The 17,868-nt window shown below is 50.1% G+C and carries 18 protein-coding genes; 8 read left to right on the plus strand and 10 right to left on the minus strand.

Going from position 1 to position 17,868, the window contains the following annotated elements:
• Window positions 1–69 precede the first annotated feature (69 nt).
• Both GEV47_RS07610 and GEV47_RS07615 read left to right on the plus strand, forming a co-directional pair.
• Window positions 70–798, plus strand: coding sequence for an aspartate/glutamate racemase family protein (locus GEV47_RS07610; RefSeq protein WP_153234129.1), 729 nt, complete (start codon window positions 70–72; stop codon window positions 796–798).
• Window positions 799–808: 10 nt separating this feature from the next.
• A complete protein-coding gene (locus GEV47_RS07615) occupies window positions 809–1,615 on the plus strand; it encodes a D-hexose-6-phosphate mutarotase (protein WP_194270609.1) in 807 nt (268 codons plus the stop codon).
• A 120-nt stretch (window positions 1,616–1,735) separates the two neighbouring features.
• Here the strand turns inward: GEV47_RS07615 and fmt are convergent, their stop codons facing one another.
• Genes fmt through GEV47_RS07630 form a run of 3 tightly spaced genes read right to left on the minus strand, consistent with a single transcriptional unit; the run spans window position 1,736 to window position 6,449 of the window.
• Entirely contained in the window at window positions 1,736–2,689 is a 954-nt protein-coding gene (gene fmt / locus GEV47_RS07620; RefSeq protein ID WP_153234131.1) for a methionyl-tRNA formyltransferase, read from the minus strand.
• Window positions 2,690–2,703: 14 nt separating this feature from the next.
• Window positions 2,704–4,209 carry a PepSY domain-containing protein gene (locus tag GEV47_RS07625; RefSeq protein WP_153234132.1) on the minus strand — a complete coding sequence of 502 codons (1,506 nt, stop codon included), beginning with the start codon at window positions 4,207–4,209 and terminating at the stop codon, window positions 2,704–2,706.
• Window positions 4,209–6,449 carry a TonB-dependent receptor gene (locus GEV47_RS07630; protein WP_153234133.1) on the minus strand — a complete coding sequence of 747 codons (2,241 nt, stop codon included), beginning with the start codon at window positions 6,447–6,449 and terminating at the stop codon, window positions 4,209–4,211. Before GEV47_RS07630 ends, GEV47_RS07625 begins: the two co-directional genes overlap by 1 nt.
• On the opposite strand from GEV47_RS07630, the gene GEV47_RS07635 reads away from it, so the two are divergent.
• Window positions 6,440–6,937 carry an energy transducer TonB gene (locus tag GEV47_RS07635; protein WP_153234134.1) on the plus strand — a complete coding sequence of 166 codons (498 nt, stop codon included), beginning with the start codon at window positions 6,440–6,442 and terminating at the stop codon, window positions 6,935–6,937. The two genes, GEV47_RS07630 and GEV47_RS07635, sit on opposite strands and share 10 nt — an antisense overlap.
• A 3-nt stretch (window positions 6,938–6,940) precedes the next feature.
• Here the strand turns inward: GEV47_RS07635 and GEV47_RS07640 are convergent, their stop codons facing one another.
• A complete protein-coding gene (locus GEV47_RS07640) occupies window positions 6,941–7,504 on the minus strand; it encodes a response regulator transcription factor (protein WP_153234135.1) in 564 nt (187 codons plus the stop codon).
• Complete coding sequence (locus tag GEV47_RS07645) at window positions 7,501–8,766, minus strand: ATP-binding protein (RefSeq protein ID WP_153234136.1); 1,266 nt, start codon at window positions 8,764–8,766, stop codon at window positions 7,501–7,503. Before GEV47_RS07645 ends, GEV47_RS07640 begins: the two co-directional genes overlap by 4 nt.
• A 248-nt stretch (window positions 8,767–9,014) precedes the next feature.
• Here GEV47_RS07645 and GEV47_RS07650 point away from each other — a divergent pair, with 248 nt between their 5' ends.
• The gene (locus GEV47_RS07650; protein WP_153234137.1) at window positions 9,015–9,395 is read left to right on the plus strand and encodes a RidA family protein; all 381 of its coding nucleotides are present in this window, start codon (window positions 9,015–9,017) and stop codon (window positions 9,393–9,395) included.
• Window positions 9,396–9,612: 217 nt separating this feature from the next.
• On the opposite strand, the gene GEV47_RS07655 is transcribed toward GEV47_RS07650, so the two are convergent.
• The 3 genes from GEV47_RS07655 to GEV47_RS07665 are packed head-to-tail and all read right to left on the minus strand — an operon-like array spanning window position 9,613 to window position 11,844.
• Window positions 9,613–9,825: a hypothetical protein gene (locus GEV47_RS07655; protein ID WP_153234138.1), complete on the minus strand. Its 213-nt coding sequence runs from the start codon at window positions 9,823–9,825 to the stop codon at window positions 9,613–9,615.
• 26 nt (window positions 9,826–9,851) lie between these two features.
• The gene (locus GEV47_RS07660; protein WP_153234139.1) at window positions 9,852–10,220 is read right to left on the minus strand and encodes a hypothetical protein; all 369 of its coding nucleotides are present in this window, start codon (window positions 10,218–10,220) and stop codon (window positions 9,852–9,854) included.
• 19 nt (window positions 10,221–10,239) lie between these two features.
• Window positions 10,240–11,844 (minus strand): NAD(P)/FAD-dependent oxidoreductase, encoded by a 1,605-nt coding sequence (locus GEV47_RS07665; RefSeq protein WP_153234140.1) that lies wholly within the window; start codon window positions 11,842–11,844, stop codon window positions 10,240–10,242.
• Window positions 11,845–12,106: 262 nt separating this feature from the next.
• Between GEV47_RS07665 and GEV47_RS07670 the strand changes: the two genes are divergently transcribed.
• Window positions 12,107–12,424: a YXWGXW repeat-containing protein gene (locus GEV47_RS07670; RefSeq protein WP_153234141.1), complete on the plus strand. Its 318-nt coding sequence runs from the start codon at window positions 12,107–12,109 to the stop codon at window positions 12,422–12,424.
• Window positions 12,425–12,457: 33 nt separating this feature from the next.
• On the opposite strand, the gene mnmC is transcribed toward GEV47_RS07670, so the two are convergent.
• Window positions 12,458–13,684: an FAD-dependent 5-carboxymethylaminomethyl-2-thiouridine(34) oxidoreductase MnmC gene (mnmC, locus tag GEV47_RS07675; RefSeq protein WP_322741584.1), complete on the minus strand. Its 1,227-nt coding sequence runs from the start codon at window positions 13,682–13,684 to the stop codon at window positions 12,458–12,460.
• Entirely contained in the window at window positions 13,685–14,683 is a 999-nt protein-coding gene (locus tag GEV47_RS07680) for a TraB/GumN family protein (RefSeq protein WP_153234142.1), read from the minus strand. It lies immediately after the preceding gene.
• Window positions 14,684–14,925: 242 nt separating this feature from the next.
• Here GEV47_RS07680 and GEV47_RS07685 point away from each other — a divergent pair, with 242 nt between their 5' ends.
• The 3 genes from GEV47_RS07685 (at window position 14,926) to GEV47_RS07695 (ending at window position 17,611) form a co-directional block, all read left to right on the plus strand.
• The gene (locus tag GEV47_RS07685; RefSeq protein ID WP_322741596.1) at window positions 14,926–15,660 is read left to right on the plus strand and encodes a pyrimidine 5'-nucleotidase; all 735 of its coding nucleotides are present in this window, start codon (window positions 14,926–14,928) and stop codon (window positions 15,658–15,660) included.
• A 174-nt stretch (window positions 15,661–15,834) separates the two neighbouring features.
• Window positions 15,835–16,410 (plus strand): nucleoid occlusion factor SlmA, encoded by a 576-nt coding sequence (gene slmA / locus GEV47_RS07690; protein ID WP_153234144.1) that lies wholly within the window; start codon window positions 15,835–15,837, stop codon window positions 16,408–16,410.
• Window positions 16,411–16,438: 28 nt separating this feature from the next.
• Window positions 16,439–17,611, plus strand: a complete 1,173-nt coding sequence (locus tag GEV47_RS07695) for an ABC transporter substrate-binding protein (RefSeq protein WP_153234145.1) — start codon at window positions 16,439–16,441, stop codon at window positions 17,609–17,611.
• Window positions 17,612–17,868 lie beyond the last annotated feature (257 nt).

A 17,868-nucleotide genomic window follows, 5' to 3' on the forward strand; every position in this document is an offset into this window, starting at 1 on the left:
TGCTTTGTAATTGGTTTAACTCCCGCTTAAATGGCACAATAGCCGTTCTGAATGCGAGATAACGCCAACATGACAACATCCACTTCACAAAAAACCATTGGACTTATCGGCGGTATGAGCTGGGAATCTTCAGCTGAATATTACCGCCTGATCAATACCGGTATAAAAGCGCGTTTAGGCGGGCACAACAACGCCAAAAGTTTGATGGTCACGGTCAATTTCGAACATATCAAAACCTTGCAGCATGCAGAGCAATGGGATCAACTCGCGTGCGAAATGGCGGAAGCCGCGCGTAGTTTGCAAGCCGGTGGGGCAGATTTCATCGTGTTATGTACCAATACCATGCATAAAGTATGGACAGCAATAGAAGATGCGGTGGAAATCCCCGCATTGCATATTGCCGATCCAACGGCAGCGGCAATCAAACATAGTGGTTATAGCAAAGTAGGTTTATTAGGTACACGCTTTACGATGGAACAGGATTTTTATCGCGGCCGACTTGAAAAACTGCATGATCTGGAGGTGATCGTTCCCTCCGATACAGACCGCGATTTGGTGCATAGCGTTATTTACGATGAGCTTTGCCACGGCAACATTAATGCATCATCGCGCCAGCAATTTCAGCGCGTGATACAAGATTTGAAAGCACAAGGTGCACAATGCGTGATTTTGGGATGTACCGAAATCATGCTGCTGATAGCACAAAATGATTCGGCGCTACCGGTCTTTGATACAACGGCTTTGCATGTTGCTGCAGCCATAGACGCGGCGCTCGATGCGTCTCCTAATTCCAAGTAAAATTAATTCAATGTCAAACAATCTCATCAATGCCTCATCACAAGATGGCGCGCATATTTCAGTTTCACTCGATGGTGGTCATCTTTGTTCATGGCGTACGGCAGATGGCGTCGAGCATTTATATTTAAGTCCACTGACGAAAATGGGTGCCGGCGCGGCAATCCGTGGCGGCATTCCAATCATCTTCCCGCAATTCGCTAGCAAAGGCGATTTACCTAAGCATGGCTTTGCGCGTAACTCGCTTTGGCGTTTATGCGCATCGGGTGATGGCTTTATGCAATTGACGTTGTCAGATAGTGTCGAAACCAGAGCGTTGTTTCCGCATGCGTTTACGCTGACATTGAACATCACTTTTTCCGCACGGACGCTCAATGCAGAATTGGCAGTGACAAACACTGGCACAGATGCGTTCACGTTCACCAGTGCATTGCATACTTATCTGGCGACACCGATTGCTGACACCGCGCTTCGTGGTTTGCAAGGTTGTCGTTATATTGATACGACGGATAAAACCTGCGAGCGCAACGGTATATTCGAAGACACGTTATTGCAAGTGAATAACGAAGTGGATAGTGTGTTTTTGCAAGCGGATAAAGCGGTCGAATTACTGTCACCGCAGAAAAACATCGCTATCAGCAAAACCGGATTTCCTGATTTGGTAGTCTGGAATCCGTGGCAAACGCTATGTGCTCAAATTGCTGATTTACCGGACGACGCCTATCAGCAGTTTATTTGCGTGGAGGCGGCGTTGGTGGCGGTGCCGATGACATTGCTTGCTGGGGAGAGTTGGGTTGGAAGTCAGCGATTAGAAATGTAAAACCCAGCTCCGTCATTCCCGCGAAGACGGGAATCCATTTTACGTAACTTGGCTCCCCGCGTTCGCGAGGATGACGGATATTTTTTAAAATTGATTACGCCGATTTAATTACCGCTTTATTCAATCAAACTTCCCACCCTGCATAGGAAACGCCCGCAAGAAATCCGCAGCAGGCAAGCGCTTGCCACCTGGTTTTTGTAATTCCGTCAAACGTAAAGCACCTTCACCGCAAGCGACAATGACGTCATGGTGTGGATCAGCGCTGATGATGGTTCCGGCTGGATGTGCGCCATCGTTCGCCACAACTTGTGCTGACCAGATTTTCAAGGTCACACCACCAAACGGCGCAAACGCTGCGGGAAAAGGGTTGAAGGCGCGGATTTTGCGCGCTAACACTTCGGCCGGTAAAGTGAAGTCTAGTGCGGCTTCTTCTTTGCTAATCTTGGCGGCGTAAGTGACTCCGTCGTCTGGTTGCGGTGTTGCTGGCAATGCGTCTGCTTCTAATTTCTGCAAGGCCTCAACTATCATGGTTCCACCAAGTGTCGCCAATTTATCATGCAGGCTGGCGGTGGTATCTGTCTCTGCAATCGGACATTTTTCGATCAGCAGCATCGCGCCGGTATCCAGCCCCTGATCCATTTGCATGATGGTTATACCAGTCTCAAGATCGCCAGCTTCTATCGCCCGATGAATCGGTGCCGCACCGCGCCAGCGGGGCAATAGCGAACCGTGAATATTCAAACAGCCACGTGGCGGGATAGTGAGTACTGACAATGGCAAGATCAGTCCGTAGGCAGCAACCACCATCACGTCATGCGGCGTGGCATGCAATAGTGCGTGTGCGTCCTGAGCGATCTCGGGATACTTCCCATCCAAGCGCAACGATATCGGTTGTGCAACTGGCATGTTATGCGCCAGCGCAAACTGTTTGACGGCGGAGGCTTGCAGTTGCATGCCGCGTCCAGCGGGGCGATCTGGTTGCGTTAGCACCAGGACAATTTCATGGCCAGCATCATGCAGCGACTTAAGCGCTACAGCGGCGAATTCGGGAGTTCCGGCAAAGATAATTTTCATGGCGGGATTTTAGCTTATTCAAGCAATTTTTTTCTTAATCGCCGCCATGCCACCACAATCCCGGTGGCACTCAACAAAAAACCACCGGCGCTAAGTAGGATCAACGCCATATCCCACAGTGGCCGACTTGCCAACATGATCGGTAAATCCCAGCTATGTAACAACCCAAACAACCAGCGATACACGCGTTTGGTGCGGGTTAGTGTGCCCTCTACCGTTCCCGTATAGGGATCGAGATGCAACCAGGTCTGCTGCGGATCGTCAAATTTGACTCTTACTATTGGTAGGCGCTTTTCACTGTTTCCCATCATCGTATGCGCATCACGTGCGTAATAGTAAGCGTCGTAGTGATTTACCACTTCAATCGCTGCGTGTGCATTTGGGATTAATTTTTTGGCCGCTTCTACCAGTTGCGACGTGGGGAATTCTTCTCGCAAAGAAAACGTATCCCCATCGACCTGAACGATACGCGTGCGACCTGCGCCGTTAACCCCAACCAGATATGGTTTTCCGTTCAACATATGCCAGCTAATTTCTCGCGGCCGTAGTATGTTTTGTAAAGCGTCGATTGCTTGTGATGCACTTATCTGGAATTTCGCTGGCGATAAATTTCCATCGCTCTCATCGCCATTCACGTAAACTGCTTTGTTGAGTGGCGATGAATGTGAATCAAAAATTCTCCAGGGATTCATCGACATCAAACCGCTAAAAATCCAGGTAATGGTGATACCTGCGAAAGCCAGGCCAATCACATGATGCCAACGCATGAAAAATTCACGATAAGGTGTTTTGGCACCCGAACGATAGCTGCCACGGAAGCGCCAGCGCATCAGGCCAACCACCGTGCCGACAAATGACAACAATACGCCAGCCAGCGATAAATACAGCACGACGTTGCTCCATGCCGCATCCAATACGCCGCCGCGAAACGCATATAACCAGTGCAACCAGGCGCCGACGTAATTCCAGATACGCTCAGTGTGCGTCGCTTTACGCACCACGTCGCCGGTCATCGAAGAAATATAAAGCAAAGTGCTGTCGGCATCGTTCATCTGCACCCGATGCAACGGTCGATGCTGATCTAAGCCTCGAGAATGAGTCCAGGTATCTTCATTGACCGCATCCAGATACTGCATCCCGGCGCGCGGCATAAATGCATGCGCTGCTCGCAGTGCATCAGCCTCTGAAATGGCAGTTACCAATGCACCGGTGCGCGCATCCACACTGAAGACGCGCTTTCCTATTCCTGTAAATTGATAGCGCGGTTCACCGGCAACGCTAGTCAGAGTGATAGCGGTTAACGACGATTGCAGCATCGTTGGCAGCACGTTGACTGCATTTTCCAACGAAATGCACGATGTTGCGCACGCCAATTCTGGCAGTTTTGCCAGGCGCTCACTGTCGGTCAGTTTTGGATAACCGACATACATCATCACCACACCGCTGAAAAACCACATCGCCATGAATAAACACAGGATGATGCCAAGCCAGCGATGAGCGAGAAATAGCCAGCGCTTCATTAGAAATTGGCGGCTAATGAAACTTCAAATGTTCTTGGCGCACCCAGATACACCATTGGTGTGCCGGTGATGTAGGCAGCGTAGATTTTATCGGTCAGATTTTTTATACGTGCCGTAATGGTAGTGTTTTGTTGCAGGCGATAACTGAGATTTACGCCAAAAATCGTGTAGGCAGAAGCGCGCACGGTGTTGGCATTATTCGCAAATACTGAAGATACGTAACGGGCGTCAGCACCAGCACTCCAGTTCGGCATAAAACTGTAATCCAGCCACAGATTGGCGACGCTGGTCGGCGTATTGGTCGGACGCTTTCCCGCGCGGGAAACTGCAATGCCATTCACGTTTTCCATGAAATCATCATATTGCGCGCTGACCAATGCCAGATTACCTTGCACTTTGAGTGCCTGACTGGCACGCACACCGAATGCCAGTTCTATCCCTTTTGATGATTGCCGTCCCACTGGGAGCGTCATGCCTGGATTGTTGACATCGGCAATCGCCAGATTTTTACGGGTGATGGTATAGGCTGCAATGGTCGCATTACCTCTGCCATTCCAGAAATCGATTTTGCTGCCAACCTCAAACTGGCGGCCGGTAGTTAAACCAAAATCCTGCACCTGTGCCAAGTTTGCCGTACTCAAAACACCAGAGGGCGGGTCGGCTGCGGTACTGTATTGCACATACACGTTCGCGTGCGGTGTGATGTCATAGACTAGCCCGAGACGGCCAGTGGTGGGCTGATAGCTGCGCTTGAAAAATGCCGGATTGGTCGGCGTTACTTCTCGTTTGTTCGTCACAGTCAGATCAATTTGATCATGCCGTAAGGCGCTGACCAACGCCAACTGGGAAAGCAGCTGTGTGCGATTTTCCAGAAACACTGCCAGCGTTGTGGTGCGATTGGTTTTATCGGGGCCATTCCCTAACGTCATGCCGGGAATATCAAAAAACTCGCCGGGGTTGAAATCGTAGGGCGACACTGTATCAATCACCCCGGGATAGGAACGCGGGAAACGCGTTACGCGGTTGACGCTGTAATCAGCGCCCGCAGCCCAGTCAGATGCCAAGCCGGCCAGCGTAGCCTTATGCAGCACCTCGAAACGATTGCCGGTCATATCCTGCTCATGCCGCTGCAGTAGTCCGCCTGATCTTTGTATCATGCTGTTATCAGGCGTATAACGATAAGTTTCGATATTGCGGTAATTACGCAACGCCTGGTAATGATAAAGCGTGTTTTTAAACGACGTGGCATCAGATAATCGATAGTCAATCATAGAACGCAGCCACTGCACCGACTGATCATAACGGCCATCTTCTGCGTTGTAATTTTTGAAGCGCAGATTGGAATCAATGACAGCAGTACCAGCTATAGGATTTAGCACCGGCGTGCCCCAATACGGACGCTTGACGATTTCGTTTTGATATTCATATGCGAGCGTGTGCGACAACTGCGGTGTGATATCGCTCAATAGCGATACCGCTACCGTGCTGGCGCGACGACGCTCACCTTCGATGGAGTAATCGCCATCGCCGTCATTGGCCGAACGGCTCACGTCAATACGCAGATAATTGGCGGTGTTGTTATCGGAGGTTTCGGCATTGTCACCGCTAATTTGACGATTAAAACCCGCTGCCAACACGGCGGAATTATTGGTGCCAGCGCTGGAAAATACGTCGGTCGCGTTGCCATCGCGATTGGCGAGTTTGGTGATGTAATTGATCGAACCGCCGACCGCACCGGAACCATATAAAAAGCTGGAAGCGCCACCGACAGTCTCAACTCGATCGATTATCCAACTGTCAATCGGTCGCGCAGCAATGGCATCGTATTGCACCGTGATGCCGTTAAATAATTGCGTTATTTGCGAGCCAGAAAACCCTCGGTAGGAAACAAACCCTGCACTACCCGGTGGCGATGCGGCCGTAATGCCAGGCACACCATTCAAGATTTGCTGCGTATCGCTGGCACCACGCGCTTCAATAGTAGAGCGGTCAACAATACTGATGCTGGCGGGCGTTTCGCGCACGCTCATGTCTAGCCTGCTGCCGCTGCTGACACGATCCAACAGCAGCTTCTCATTGGCGACTCGGCGTGGAGCATTGATCTCCACCGTGCTGATCTCATCGCTCATATCCGTGTCGTCTGCATACGCAGCATTACAGGCCGCAGCAATCGACAAGACTAATAATTGCTGTAGTTGCTGAGATATGCGAGACTTACCATGAGACTGAAATGCACGCATCACCAATATCCTTAAAAAGCGTAGGATTGTATGGTGGGAATTGCATGATGGGGATGCGACAGATTGTCGCAGTGTGGGCCGGGCAGTTGCCATCGTTCATAACGACCGCAACACGATTATTCACATACGAAAAGAAAAAATATATGAAATATTTTCTACTTTGCTCTGCATTAATTCTCTCTGGCTGTTCTGCAATTCAGGCGACTACTCCAGATCAGTCTCCAAAGATCATTCAAAGCAGCTGCCCGCAGCCTGTATACCCCAGCCTATCCCTGGCTGCCAGAGAAGCCGGAACCGTGATTTTGAATGTCCACCTTTCCAAAGAAGGAGATCCTATCGGGACATCTATCTTCGTGTCTAGCGGTCATCCATTATTAGATAATGCCGCAGCCGATATATTCAGCAAGTGTAAATTCAGCCCATCAATACAAAACGGCAAACCTACTGATACGTGGATTAAACAGGAATTTGTTTGGAAACTTCAATGACCATCACTGCGCAACTGGCCTCTTAGCCAATTTCCGTTGCAACGTACGTCTATGCATATTTAAAGCCCGGGCGGTTGATGAGATATTGCCTTGGTGCTCGGCCAGCACGCGCTGAATGTGCTCCCACTCCAGACGTTCCACGGATAACGGCGTCGCTGCGACAGGCGACAGCGTATTTTCGGCGTTGGCAGCGTCGTGCTGCAATGCCGATAAAATGGAATCCACATTCGCCGGTTTCGCCAGATAATTATCAGCACCGGCTTTGATCGCCTGCACAGTGGTAGCGATGCTGGCGTAGCCGGTCAAAACTAACAGACGTGCTTGCGGCAGCTGTTGTCTTAGCGGCGCGATCCATTGCAAGGCCGAATCTTCGGCCAATTGCAAATCGATGGTAACGAAGGTGAATGCTGTTAACTCGGCCGCTGTCAGTGCTTGTTGTCCGGTATCGACCATCGTCGTCGCAAAACCACGTCGGTTTAAAGCGCGTGCCAGGGTTGTAGCGAAAACTTCGTTGTCGTCGAGGATCAGGAAGCTGGGCTGAGTGGCGGAATTGGCGGAATTATTCATGCTGTCAATCGCAATTTCGCCACCGTACCAACGCCAACGGTGGATGATAAAGTCAGCGTGGCATGCATTTGTCGCGCGTTGGCGAACGCGAGCATTAAACCTATACCTTTACCGCCAGAACCGCTCTCCACCGGTTCGTAACCACACTTTTTCAGCTTATCGGCGGCAATGCCGGGGCCGTTGTCACTCACGTGAATGACAGCGATATCGGGTGATGTTGCCGGTTCTCGGCTCAGATGGATTTCAGCGGATGCTTGATTTGCCAGCGCCTGGGCGGCGTTGTCGAGCAAAGTCGATAAAATTTGTGCTATCGCACGCGCATGTCGTGTTTGTACATCATCATCGGGAGCGGAAACCTGGAATTTAATCGCTGGATGACGCAAGCGCCATTGATCAGAAAAGGTACGTAGCCATGCTGATAAATTCACGGGTAATGCTTCCTGTGATGTGTCGACTCTATTGCTGCCACCCATATGATCGAGCGCCGTTTTACACGCTGCGATTTGCATTTCTATCGTCGCCAGATCATCGCTGTACGGCGCCAGCGCTAGATTTCGTTCTGCCTCCAAACGCAACTCTCCTGCGATCACTGCCACGGTCGCCAGTGGCGTGCCCATTTCATGTGCCACAGTGGCCGCTTGTGCACCCAAACCAACGATGCGCTCATTTTGCAAGTGCTGCTCTCGCGCCAACGCCAGTTGTGCGTCACGCTCACGCAGGGTCGCTGACATACGCGTGACAAACCATGTAATCAATAAAGATGACACTGCAAAATTAACCCACATGCCCGCCAGGTGATATCCCATCGCCTTGTCGTGATCGTGTATGTGCAAAGGCAAATACACATAAGTGAGCAGGGAGTAGCCGGCAAACGCATACAGCGTCAAAACAAATGCCAGACGCCATGGAAATATCGTGGCCGCCACTGCCAGTGCCGGCAAGTAAAAAGAAACGAAAGGGTTGGTCGCACCGCCCGACAAATACAACAACGCGGATAGGGCGGTGATATCAATGAACAATTGAAAAAACAATTCAGCCTCGCCCGCCGGACTGGCATGGCGCATGCGCCATCGTGTGAGAATATTAAAGATGGCAAGCGCGGCTATCACTGCCAGCAGGGGCAACAACGGTAATGGAATATCAATCCAGAAATAAGCGGCCATCACGACCAACACTTGTCCAATCACCGCGATAGTGCGCATCCAGACTATTCTGGCAAGGATTTGATGTTGCGGTAATTGCGCGGCGAGGGTAGTCTTCATCGGTAAATTATAACTTGCGGAAATCTGAGAGTATCTGTTGCTATATATGATGCAAGATCGATGATGCAAGATCGCTATCTATTTTGCTGTTTAAGTAACCGGTTCGCAAATAACCTCGTCATTCCCGCGAACGCGGGAATCCATGTTACGCAACTTGGATCCCCGCGTTCGCGGGGACGACGATAATTTTCAAATCAATTATTTTAAAATATTTACTTCAATATCATCAGTCAAAAAATGGAAAAACCATGCTGAAAGTCATCGATACAGGATTGCCACAACTACCCCAACCATTCTCTTGGGCGGTACACGCCAACGGCTTGATTTTCACCGCGCAAGGACCGGTCGATAGCGGTGCCAAGATCGCTGGAGAGACGATCAGCGAGCAAGCTCAGCTTACTTTTCGTAATCTTGAGAAAACGGTAAAAGCCGCAGGTGCGCAACTGACTGACGTCGCACAAGTGTTGATTTATATGCGCTCTGCAAGCGACATGGCGGCAATCGATGAGGTATATAAAACGTTTTTCCAGGCACCCTATCCGAATCGCTCCAGCGTCGTAGTGGTTGGCTTTGTGCATCCGGACATGTTGATTGAGATTGTCGCTTACGTGGCGGTGCCGGGGCAATGAAATTACAGTGGAGTGCGGTATGGCGCACCCATACTGCCTCGTCATTCAACACTGCAAATCAAGGAATCCGTCATCCTCGCGAACGCGGGGATCCAAATTACGATCTCAACGTGGATTCCCGCGTTCGCGGGAACGACGAATTGAATTTAATTAGAACATTGAACAGCGCTGTCACCACCCCACTTTGCGTAGAAAAATACTTGATGGATAAAAGTTCTTAAATCTCGATACTCCAGCCCGCATAGGCGTCACGCTTGTCATCCTCGTGCTGCCATTTGGTACCACAATCCTCACAAACATAGTGAGTCATGATCACCGCCGGTTGCCCCATATTGCGGACCTTTACTGGCTCACCGATTGGCGTCAGTTTTGCATGGCCCTGACCTTTGCGGTTTCTTTGTTGAATCCCATTACATGCATCACACGACATAGTATTTCCCATTATTTTTCGACGTCTTAACTGGCCGTAGAGTCGATATCGGCCAGACTTTCGCGACCGCGTGGAGTGACATCAAAACCACCTTCCGCGCGTACTTCGATGTGCCCTTTTCTGCCGAGGAATGTTGCAACATCACCAGCCAGCGGTGCCAACGGATCATTCGACACCGCACGCAGTCCTTCAATGCAGTTTTTCAGGAAGAGTGTTTCCTTACCTTTATCCGTTAATACCAGTTGGCCATTTCTTTTAAATTCTACATATTTAAGACCTGAAAGGCGCTTGGCATTCCGTGCTACGCAGACAGTTTCAGTACCGCGCGCAGGACCTTTTGCGATCAGTCTAAGCGCGTCATATTCATCTTTGGTTAAACCCGTGGTATTACTCATTTTGATTTCCTGTTCGTTATTATTTTTTAGTGATACTTAAGGCAACCGCTTCCGCCACCCGAATGCCATCAATCGCCGCCGACATAATTCCACCGGCATAACCAGCGCCTTCACCGGCCGGGAATAAACCTACGGTGTTTAAACTTTGCAAAGTATCGTCGTGTCGTTTGATGCGGATTGGGGATGATGTGCGCGTTTCTACACCGGTTAAGACCGCATCGTTCATGGCGAAGCCGCGAATTTGTTTGTCGAAAACCGGCAGGGCTTCGCGCATGGCGGCGATAGCATAATCGGGCAAGGCTGTGCTGAGATCGCCAAGATGTACACCCGGTTTGTAAGATGGTATGACACTGCCGAGTTCGGTAGAGGCACGCCCGGCCAGAAAATCACCTACCAGTTGTCCTGGCGCGTCGTAATTGCTGCCGCCAAGTTCATACGCACGCGATTCCCAGTGCTGCTGAAAGGCGATCCCTGCCAGCGGATGACCAGGATAATCAGCCGGTGTAATCCCGACCACGATGCCGCTATTAGCGTTGCGTTCGTTGCGTGAATATTGGCTCATACCATTGGTAACTACGCGCCCCGGTTCTGAAGTTGCAGCCACCACCGTACCGCCAGGGCACATGCAGAAGCTATATACGGCACGCCCATTTTCGCAGTGATGCACTAATTTGTAATCTGCCGCACCCAAAATCGGATTACCCGCACTGGGACCGAAGCGACATTTGTCGATCAGCGATTGCGGATGTTCAATCCGGAAGCCAAGCGAAAACGGTTTTGCCTCGACATATACACCACGGTCATACAACATCTGGAACGTATCGCGGGCGCTATGCCCAATCGCTAACACTACGTGATCAGTCACGATGACTTCACCACTGTCCAGTTTTACCGCACGCATTTGTCCATTGTCGATTTCCAGATCAACGACTTTTTGCTGAAAGCGAAATTCACCGCCCAATTCTTCAATCGAGGCGCGCATTTGCTCCACCATCTTCACCAGACGGAAAGTCCCGATATGTGGCTTGCTGACATACATGATTTCGTCAGGCGCATCGGCTTTGACGAATTCTGCCAGCACTTTACGACCATAATGTTTGGGGTCTTTAATCTGCGTCCAGAGTTTGCCGTCTGAGAAAGTACCGGCACCACCTTCGCCAAATTGCACGTTAGATTCTGGCTGCAATTCACGCTTGCGCCACAAACCCCAGGTATCTTTAGTCCGTTCACGCACGGCTTTGCCGCGTTCCAGAATGATGGGCTTGAAGCCCATTTGCGCCAGTATCAATCCGGCAAACAAACCACACGGTCCGGTGCCAATCACCACAGGACGCGATTTTTGAGCACCGTTGGCTTGTGCTACAAATTGATATTCCATGTCCGGCGTCGGAAACACCGTTTTATTGGCTTTCAGACGCAGCAGCGTCGCCGCCTCGTCCCTGACTTCCACGTCCACGGTATACGTCAGTATCACTGCAGATTTTTTCCGTGCATCATAGCTGCGTCGAAAAATTGTAAAATTCAGCAGCGCTTCGGCCTGGATGCCCAAGCGCTCCAGAATCGCGCTATGCAGTGCATCGTCTGCGTGATTGAGAGGAAGGTGTATTTCGTTTAATCGCAACATGAGTATTTTGCTAACTTCGGTAAGTTCTAAATTGGACGCCATTTTACCCTAGGCTATTTGAACCAAAATTCAGATGCAGATGTATTAAGCGTATGTATTGTTTTGTTCTAAGTATTGCAGACTGTATCAAAAATCCGAGAAAAGCCATTTTTGGTAGTAACTCGTAGCAATTGGTATTAAATTAGAAACACAAAATTACAACTATTTTTGATGTTCTCATTTACATTGGGTACCAACACTTGATTAATCACAGGAGAGCTTTATGAAAATCAAATCAATGCTATGTATTAGTCTGCTGGCTGCCAGCGCTGGCATGATGTTGCCAATGACGCAGGCACAAGCTCAGGCAGTTGTCGGTATCCGAATCGCCCCTCCGGCACCTCGCATGGAACGTATTCCCCCACAAGCCAGAGGCTATGCCTGGTCACCAGGCTATTGGAATTATTCAGGCCACAGATACGTTTGGGTTCCAGGTCGATCGATTCGTGTCAAACACGGCTACCGCAACTATGCCGCTCCAGTCTGGAGACAGGATCGACACGGTAACTGGGTACGCCAGGAAGGCGGCTGGAGACGCTAATTTAAAATTTAGCTGACGAGTAAAAAAGCGCACTCATGAGTGCGCTTTTTTATGTTGACGCAAAACTTTCAGTTGAAAGCGCGCCGGATCTAATGCTGCCGCCAACTCTGAGGCAATCGGCAAAGCTTCATCATTCAAAGTTGCGGCCAGCAATTCTGCCGCCAACGGTGCCCAGATTAAACCGCGTGATGCATATCCCAGCAATCCATATAGCCCCGGCAAACGCGGCATATCCTTCAATTGCGGCTCTCCATGCATCGTTGCTCTATCGGGCTGTTTCATCACATCCGGTAAAGCTCCCACTAGCGGCAGGCGATCCGTTGCGACACAACGAAAACCAACACGCCCGGCTAATGGAACCGACGCCGGATCGACTTGCCAGTCCGGCAGCAACAGCTTCAAGCGCATCAGGTTTTCATGCTGACTATCTGACCGTAATTGCGCATCATCAAAAGCGTCATAGCTAGCACCGACGCTACAAAAACCTTGCGTCGCTGGCGTCAGATAACCATCACCACACAACACTATCTTGCTGGGCGGCGCTAGCTGCTCGGCTAGCAAAGTGACCTGGCCGCGATGCGCTGTCAGTGGCAAACCTGCTGCTTGCGAAAAAGTGAGTGCGCTCATTCCATTCGCAAAAATTACCACCGGCGCACTGGCAATCACCGCGCCAAGCTGATCACACACTTGCCAATTGCCGTCGGCTTGAGTCAACGTTGAAACGGCATGCCCAAAACGTGTTTCCAGACGATCACCGCAAGCCTTCAGCAAAGCCTGACATAAGCTGTACGGATGCACCCAACCGCCTTGCGGGAACCACCAGCCGCCGCTGTTGACAGTAACACCCGCTTTTTCACTCGCGGCAGCTTGATCTAACCATTGTGCATAGTCAGCAGGGAAATTGGCTTGCCGTGCAAATTTCTGCTGGAGTGCTACCCGCTGTGCATCGCGTGGTACTTGTAATACGCCACAGGCCGCACCAGAAAATGCAGTGCCGATCCCGCCTAACTGCTCCCAGCATTGCAAAGCAAACCGATAGGCGCTACGCGCCAGTTGTGAGGTGCGATTATCATCGCGCGATAACACTGGCATATAGATGCCGGCAGCATTGCCCGATGCTTCTTGCGCAATATCGTGATGACGTTCGATCAAGGTTACATGCCATCCGCGCAAGGTCAGGCGATGGCAGGCGGCACTACCTGCCAGCCCTGCGCCTATGACAATGGCGTGGCGCGTATTTTGTACTTCATTGGCGTTCACTTAATAGACTCTCTGCACCGTATAGCCGCGTTGCTGCAACAACATCTGCACGCTGTTGGCGCCGACCAGATGCAATGTACCAATCCCTGCAAAAGAAGTGACATTTGCCGCCAGCATTTTCTCAATGCCGTCAGCCAGGACAGGATTACGTCCGTCTAACAACGCCTTCTGCACAAAAGCGCCACTGAACGTGCCGTCATTGGTCATCTCTTGCAATAGTTTTTGCAAACCATCCAAATCGCCTTGCCGCCACAACGTAGTCAATTCCAGTGACATATTGGCGCGACTCGTATCTTGCAAAATATCGACACTGTCTTGCAAAAATTTAACCTGATCCGGGATGCTCATGTCGCCTAACAAAGAGAGCTGATCAACAATGCGCTCAAGGCTAACGATAGGTTTATGCTGTGCCTTGGCAAAAGCGATCAAGTAATTGTCGACGCCATCTTCCTCCGTAAAACCATTGGTTTGATAGTCGTACAAACCCAACTGCGTCGCCAATAACCACGGTTTCATGCGCCATATCGGAGCGGCAGCATCAAACGGTACGTGATATTTTTCCAGCAGCGTTGTAATGTTGCGATACAGACTGGGAGAGATATCGTCGGTGAGCGCTTGCGATGAAGGATACAACGCATATTTCTGCACCAAATCCATCATCCGGGCATCGGTAGGATCGATTTCTACCGCCACCTTGGACGACTCCGATAAGGCTTGCATCACCTCTGGCGCCAAAGGGAAAAAATCTGCTTTGCCAACGTGTATCGTGCCGAATAGATAGGTAACATGCGCGCTGCTGCCCTCACCACGAGAGATTTTGAATAGTGCGCCACCTTGCTTTTCCGGCGCTGTGGCAGTGGCCGATGGCTGATCCACATTTTCTTGCGCGCGGATTGCCAGCGGCATCATCGCCAACAGCGCCGCGCACAATGACGGTAGCCAAAGTCGCTTAAGCAAATGAAACGAATTGCTCAAACTGACTATAATCTGGCTCAGCATAAGCTTTCCTTTAAATTTAAGTAATCCCGCATATTTGTTTAGACCAGGCGCCTCGTCGCAGACAGCACTTTAGTAGTACAAGACGAAGGTAGCAACGTAAGTAATTCCGCATAAGTATGTAGACTAGACGCCCCAGCCGCAGGCAGTACTTTAGTACGACAAGGCAGGGTAACAACGTATAAATGCTTATGCGGGATTACTTATAAACAATTATGCGGAATTACTGACATAGCTGGTACATCATTTTGGCAAATACTACACCGCTCTGGTTGTTTGATCTGGACAACACACTGCATAACGCTTCCTATGCGATTTTTCCAGCGATTCATGAAAACATGAATCGCTATCTTGCTCGCGTATTGGGTGTCGATGGCGTCGATGCCGATGCTGCCACCGTGGATGCAACGCGCACCAAATATTGGCAACTTTATGGGGCGACTCTGTTGGGCATGATAAAACACCATCAAGTGCGCCCGGAAGATTTTTTGCGCGAAGCGCATCGCTTCGACGACTTGCACGGCATGATACGGGGAGAACGCGGCCTGATCAATCTCCTGAAGCGCTTGCCGGGTCGTAAAATTTTACTGACTAACGCGCCGCTGGACTATTCTCAACAAATCATGCGGCATTTTGGTTTGCAACGCCATGTGGCAAAACATATTTCGATTGAATCGATGTTCGTCCATGGTCAATTACGACCAAAACCTTCACCGCAGTTATTACGCAAAATATGCAGTCGCGAACGCATTTCGCCGCAGCATTGCATTTTGGTGGAAGATACGCTGGCCAATTTGAAGAGTGCAAAAAAAGTCGGCATGCGTACCGTATGGGTCACGGGTTATTTGCCAAAGGCGAAGCAATCCTCTGCACTGATCCGTGAAAAAGGACGTCCAATTATGAGCAGACGCGTTGGTGGGGTTGATGTACAGGTAAAATCTGTCCGGCGCCTGGTAAATCATGTACATAGACTGCGTTAATTATGTAAAAAAGACCTAAGCCACCGTTATAGTCATTATTAACCAATACAACCAGGACTTACGCAAAATTGTCCCGGCGAGGCGTACCGAACGCAGGCAGTACACTGGTACGGCAAGCAGGTACAACACCGCTGGGGCATTTTTGCGTAAGTCCTAACAACAATAAAATACATCATGGCCACCAGCAAACCCGGGGAACGGAAATTACAAATACTACAAACTTTAGCGTCCATGCTAGAGCAGCCAAAAGGGGAAAAAATCACTACGGCAGCTCTTGCTGCCAAGGTAGAAGTATCAGAAGCGGCACTGTATCGCCACTTCGCCAGCAAAGCACAAATGTTTGAAGGTTTGATTGAGTTCATCGAATCGACAGTGTTCGGTTTAATCAATCAAATCACTCAAGAACAAGAAAAGGGGCTGCTGCAAGCCCAGGCGATCACATTAATGCTACTCAATTTCGCCGAACGCAATCGCGGCATGACACGCGTCATGATCGGTGATGCGTTGGTCAATGAAGATGAACGCCTACAACTGCGCATGAATCAGTTTGTCGATCGCATCGAGATGGCCTTAAAGCAATCGTTACGCGTTGCCGCTAGCCAGAACGAAGGCCATGAACCAGAAGCCGCCATTCGCGCCAATATTCTGACCAGCTTTGTATTAGGACGCTGGCAGCGGTTTGCCAAAACCCGGTTTTTATTGAAACCAACCGATGACGCGGCGCAGCAGATTGCGTTAATTCTTGTATAAAACACCTCAGTAATAATGGAGATATTGAATGAAGAAAGTTTTTTTGAAGACCGCTTTTTCCAGCGCAATCACATGCTTATTGCTAGTCGGGGCTAACAACGCACTCGCGCAAATCAAAGTCGGCGTCACCGTTTCCGCCACTGGCCCAGCGGCTTCCATAGGTATCCCCGGCAAGAACACCATTGCGTTGTTACCAAAAGAAATCGCCGGTCAGAAAGTCGAATACATCGTCCTCGACGATGGCACCGATACCACCAATGCCGTAAAAAATGCTCGTAAGCTGATCAGCGAAAATAATGTAGATCTGTTGATGGGTTCGACCACCGTCCCTAATTCGCTGGCCATGATCGATGTCGCTGCAGAATCTGGTACGCCGATGATTACCTTGGCGGCTGGTTCTGTTTTAATTGAACCTATGGATGCCAAACGCCATTGGGTTTTCAAGACCCCGCAAAACGATTCAGAGATGGCCAGTGCCATTGTCGGCCACATGAATCAAACCGGCGTGAAGACGGTTGCCTTTATCGGCTTCTCTGATGCATACGGTGAAGGCTGGTATCGTGAATTTTCAAAATTGGCGGCACAGCACAACATCAAAATCGTCGCCAACGAGCGCTTTGCCCGTAGCGACACGGCCGTCACTGGTCAAACTCTTAAAATCATCAGCGCCAACCCAGATGCCGTATTGATCGCTGGCGCCGGCACACCGGCAGCTTTGCCAGAAAAAACTTTAAAAGAGCGCGGATATAAAGGCAAGCTGTACCAAACCCACGGCGTCGCCAATAATGATTTCTTGCGCGTCTGCGGCAAAGATTGTGAAGGTACTTTCCTGCCCACCGGCCCTCTGGTGGTCGCTGAACAACTTCCCGATAGCAACCCCGTCAAAAAAGCAGCCATGGCCTATCGTGCCGCTTATGAAAAAGCCTACGGCGTCGGCAGTGTTTCCTCGTTTGGCGGTCATGCCTGGGACGCAGGTTTAATACTCGCGGCGGCAACACCTTCCGCACTTAAAAAAGGTAAACCCGGCACCAAAGAATTCCGCGCCGCTTTACGCGACAGTATCGAAGCCATCAAAAACCTGCCGGTTTCGCATGGCATCATCAACATGACGCCAACCGATCACTCGGGTTTCGACCAACGTTCACGCGTGATGGTGGAAATAGTGAATGGAAAGTGGAAATTGCTTGATGCGGGAAAATAATTAAATAACTGACATTTCGTACATACCCGCTGTCATTCCCGCGAACGCGGGAATCCATGTTACTTAGCCTGCGCGTGAATCGCCTCAATGTTGATACAAGCATCGCGTATTATTCGACATGATGTAAACGTAGTGTCTCGTTTCGCAAAATGGATTCCCGCGTTCGCGGGAATGACGGCTATGTGTGTAATATCGGCAAATAAGAAAAATGACATTGCACTTTTCCAGTCTCAACAAAAAATCCTTTTAGGCTTGAT

The organism is Glaciimonas soli (assembly GCF_009497155.1).
GTDB lineage: Bacteria > Pseudomonadota > Gammaproteobacteria > Burkholderiales > Burkholderiaceae_D > Glaciimonas > Glaciimonas soli.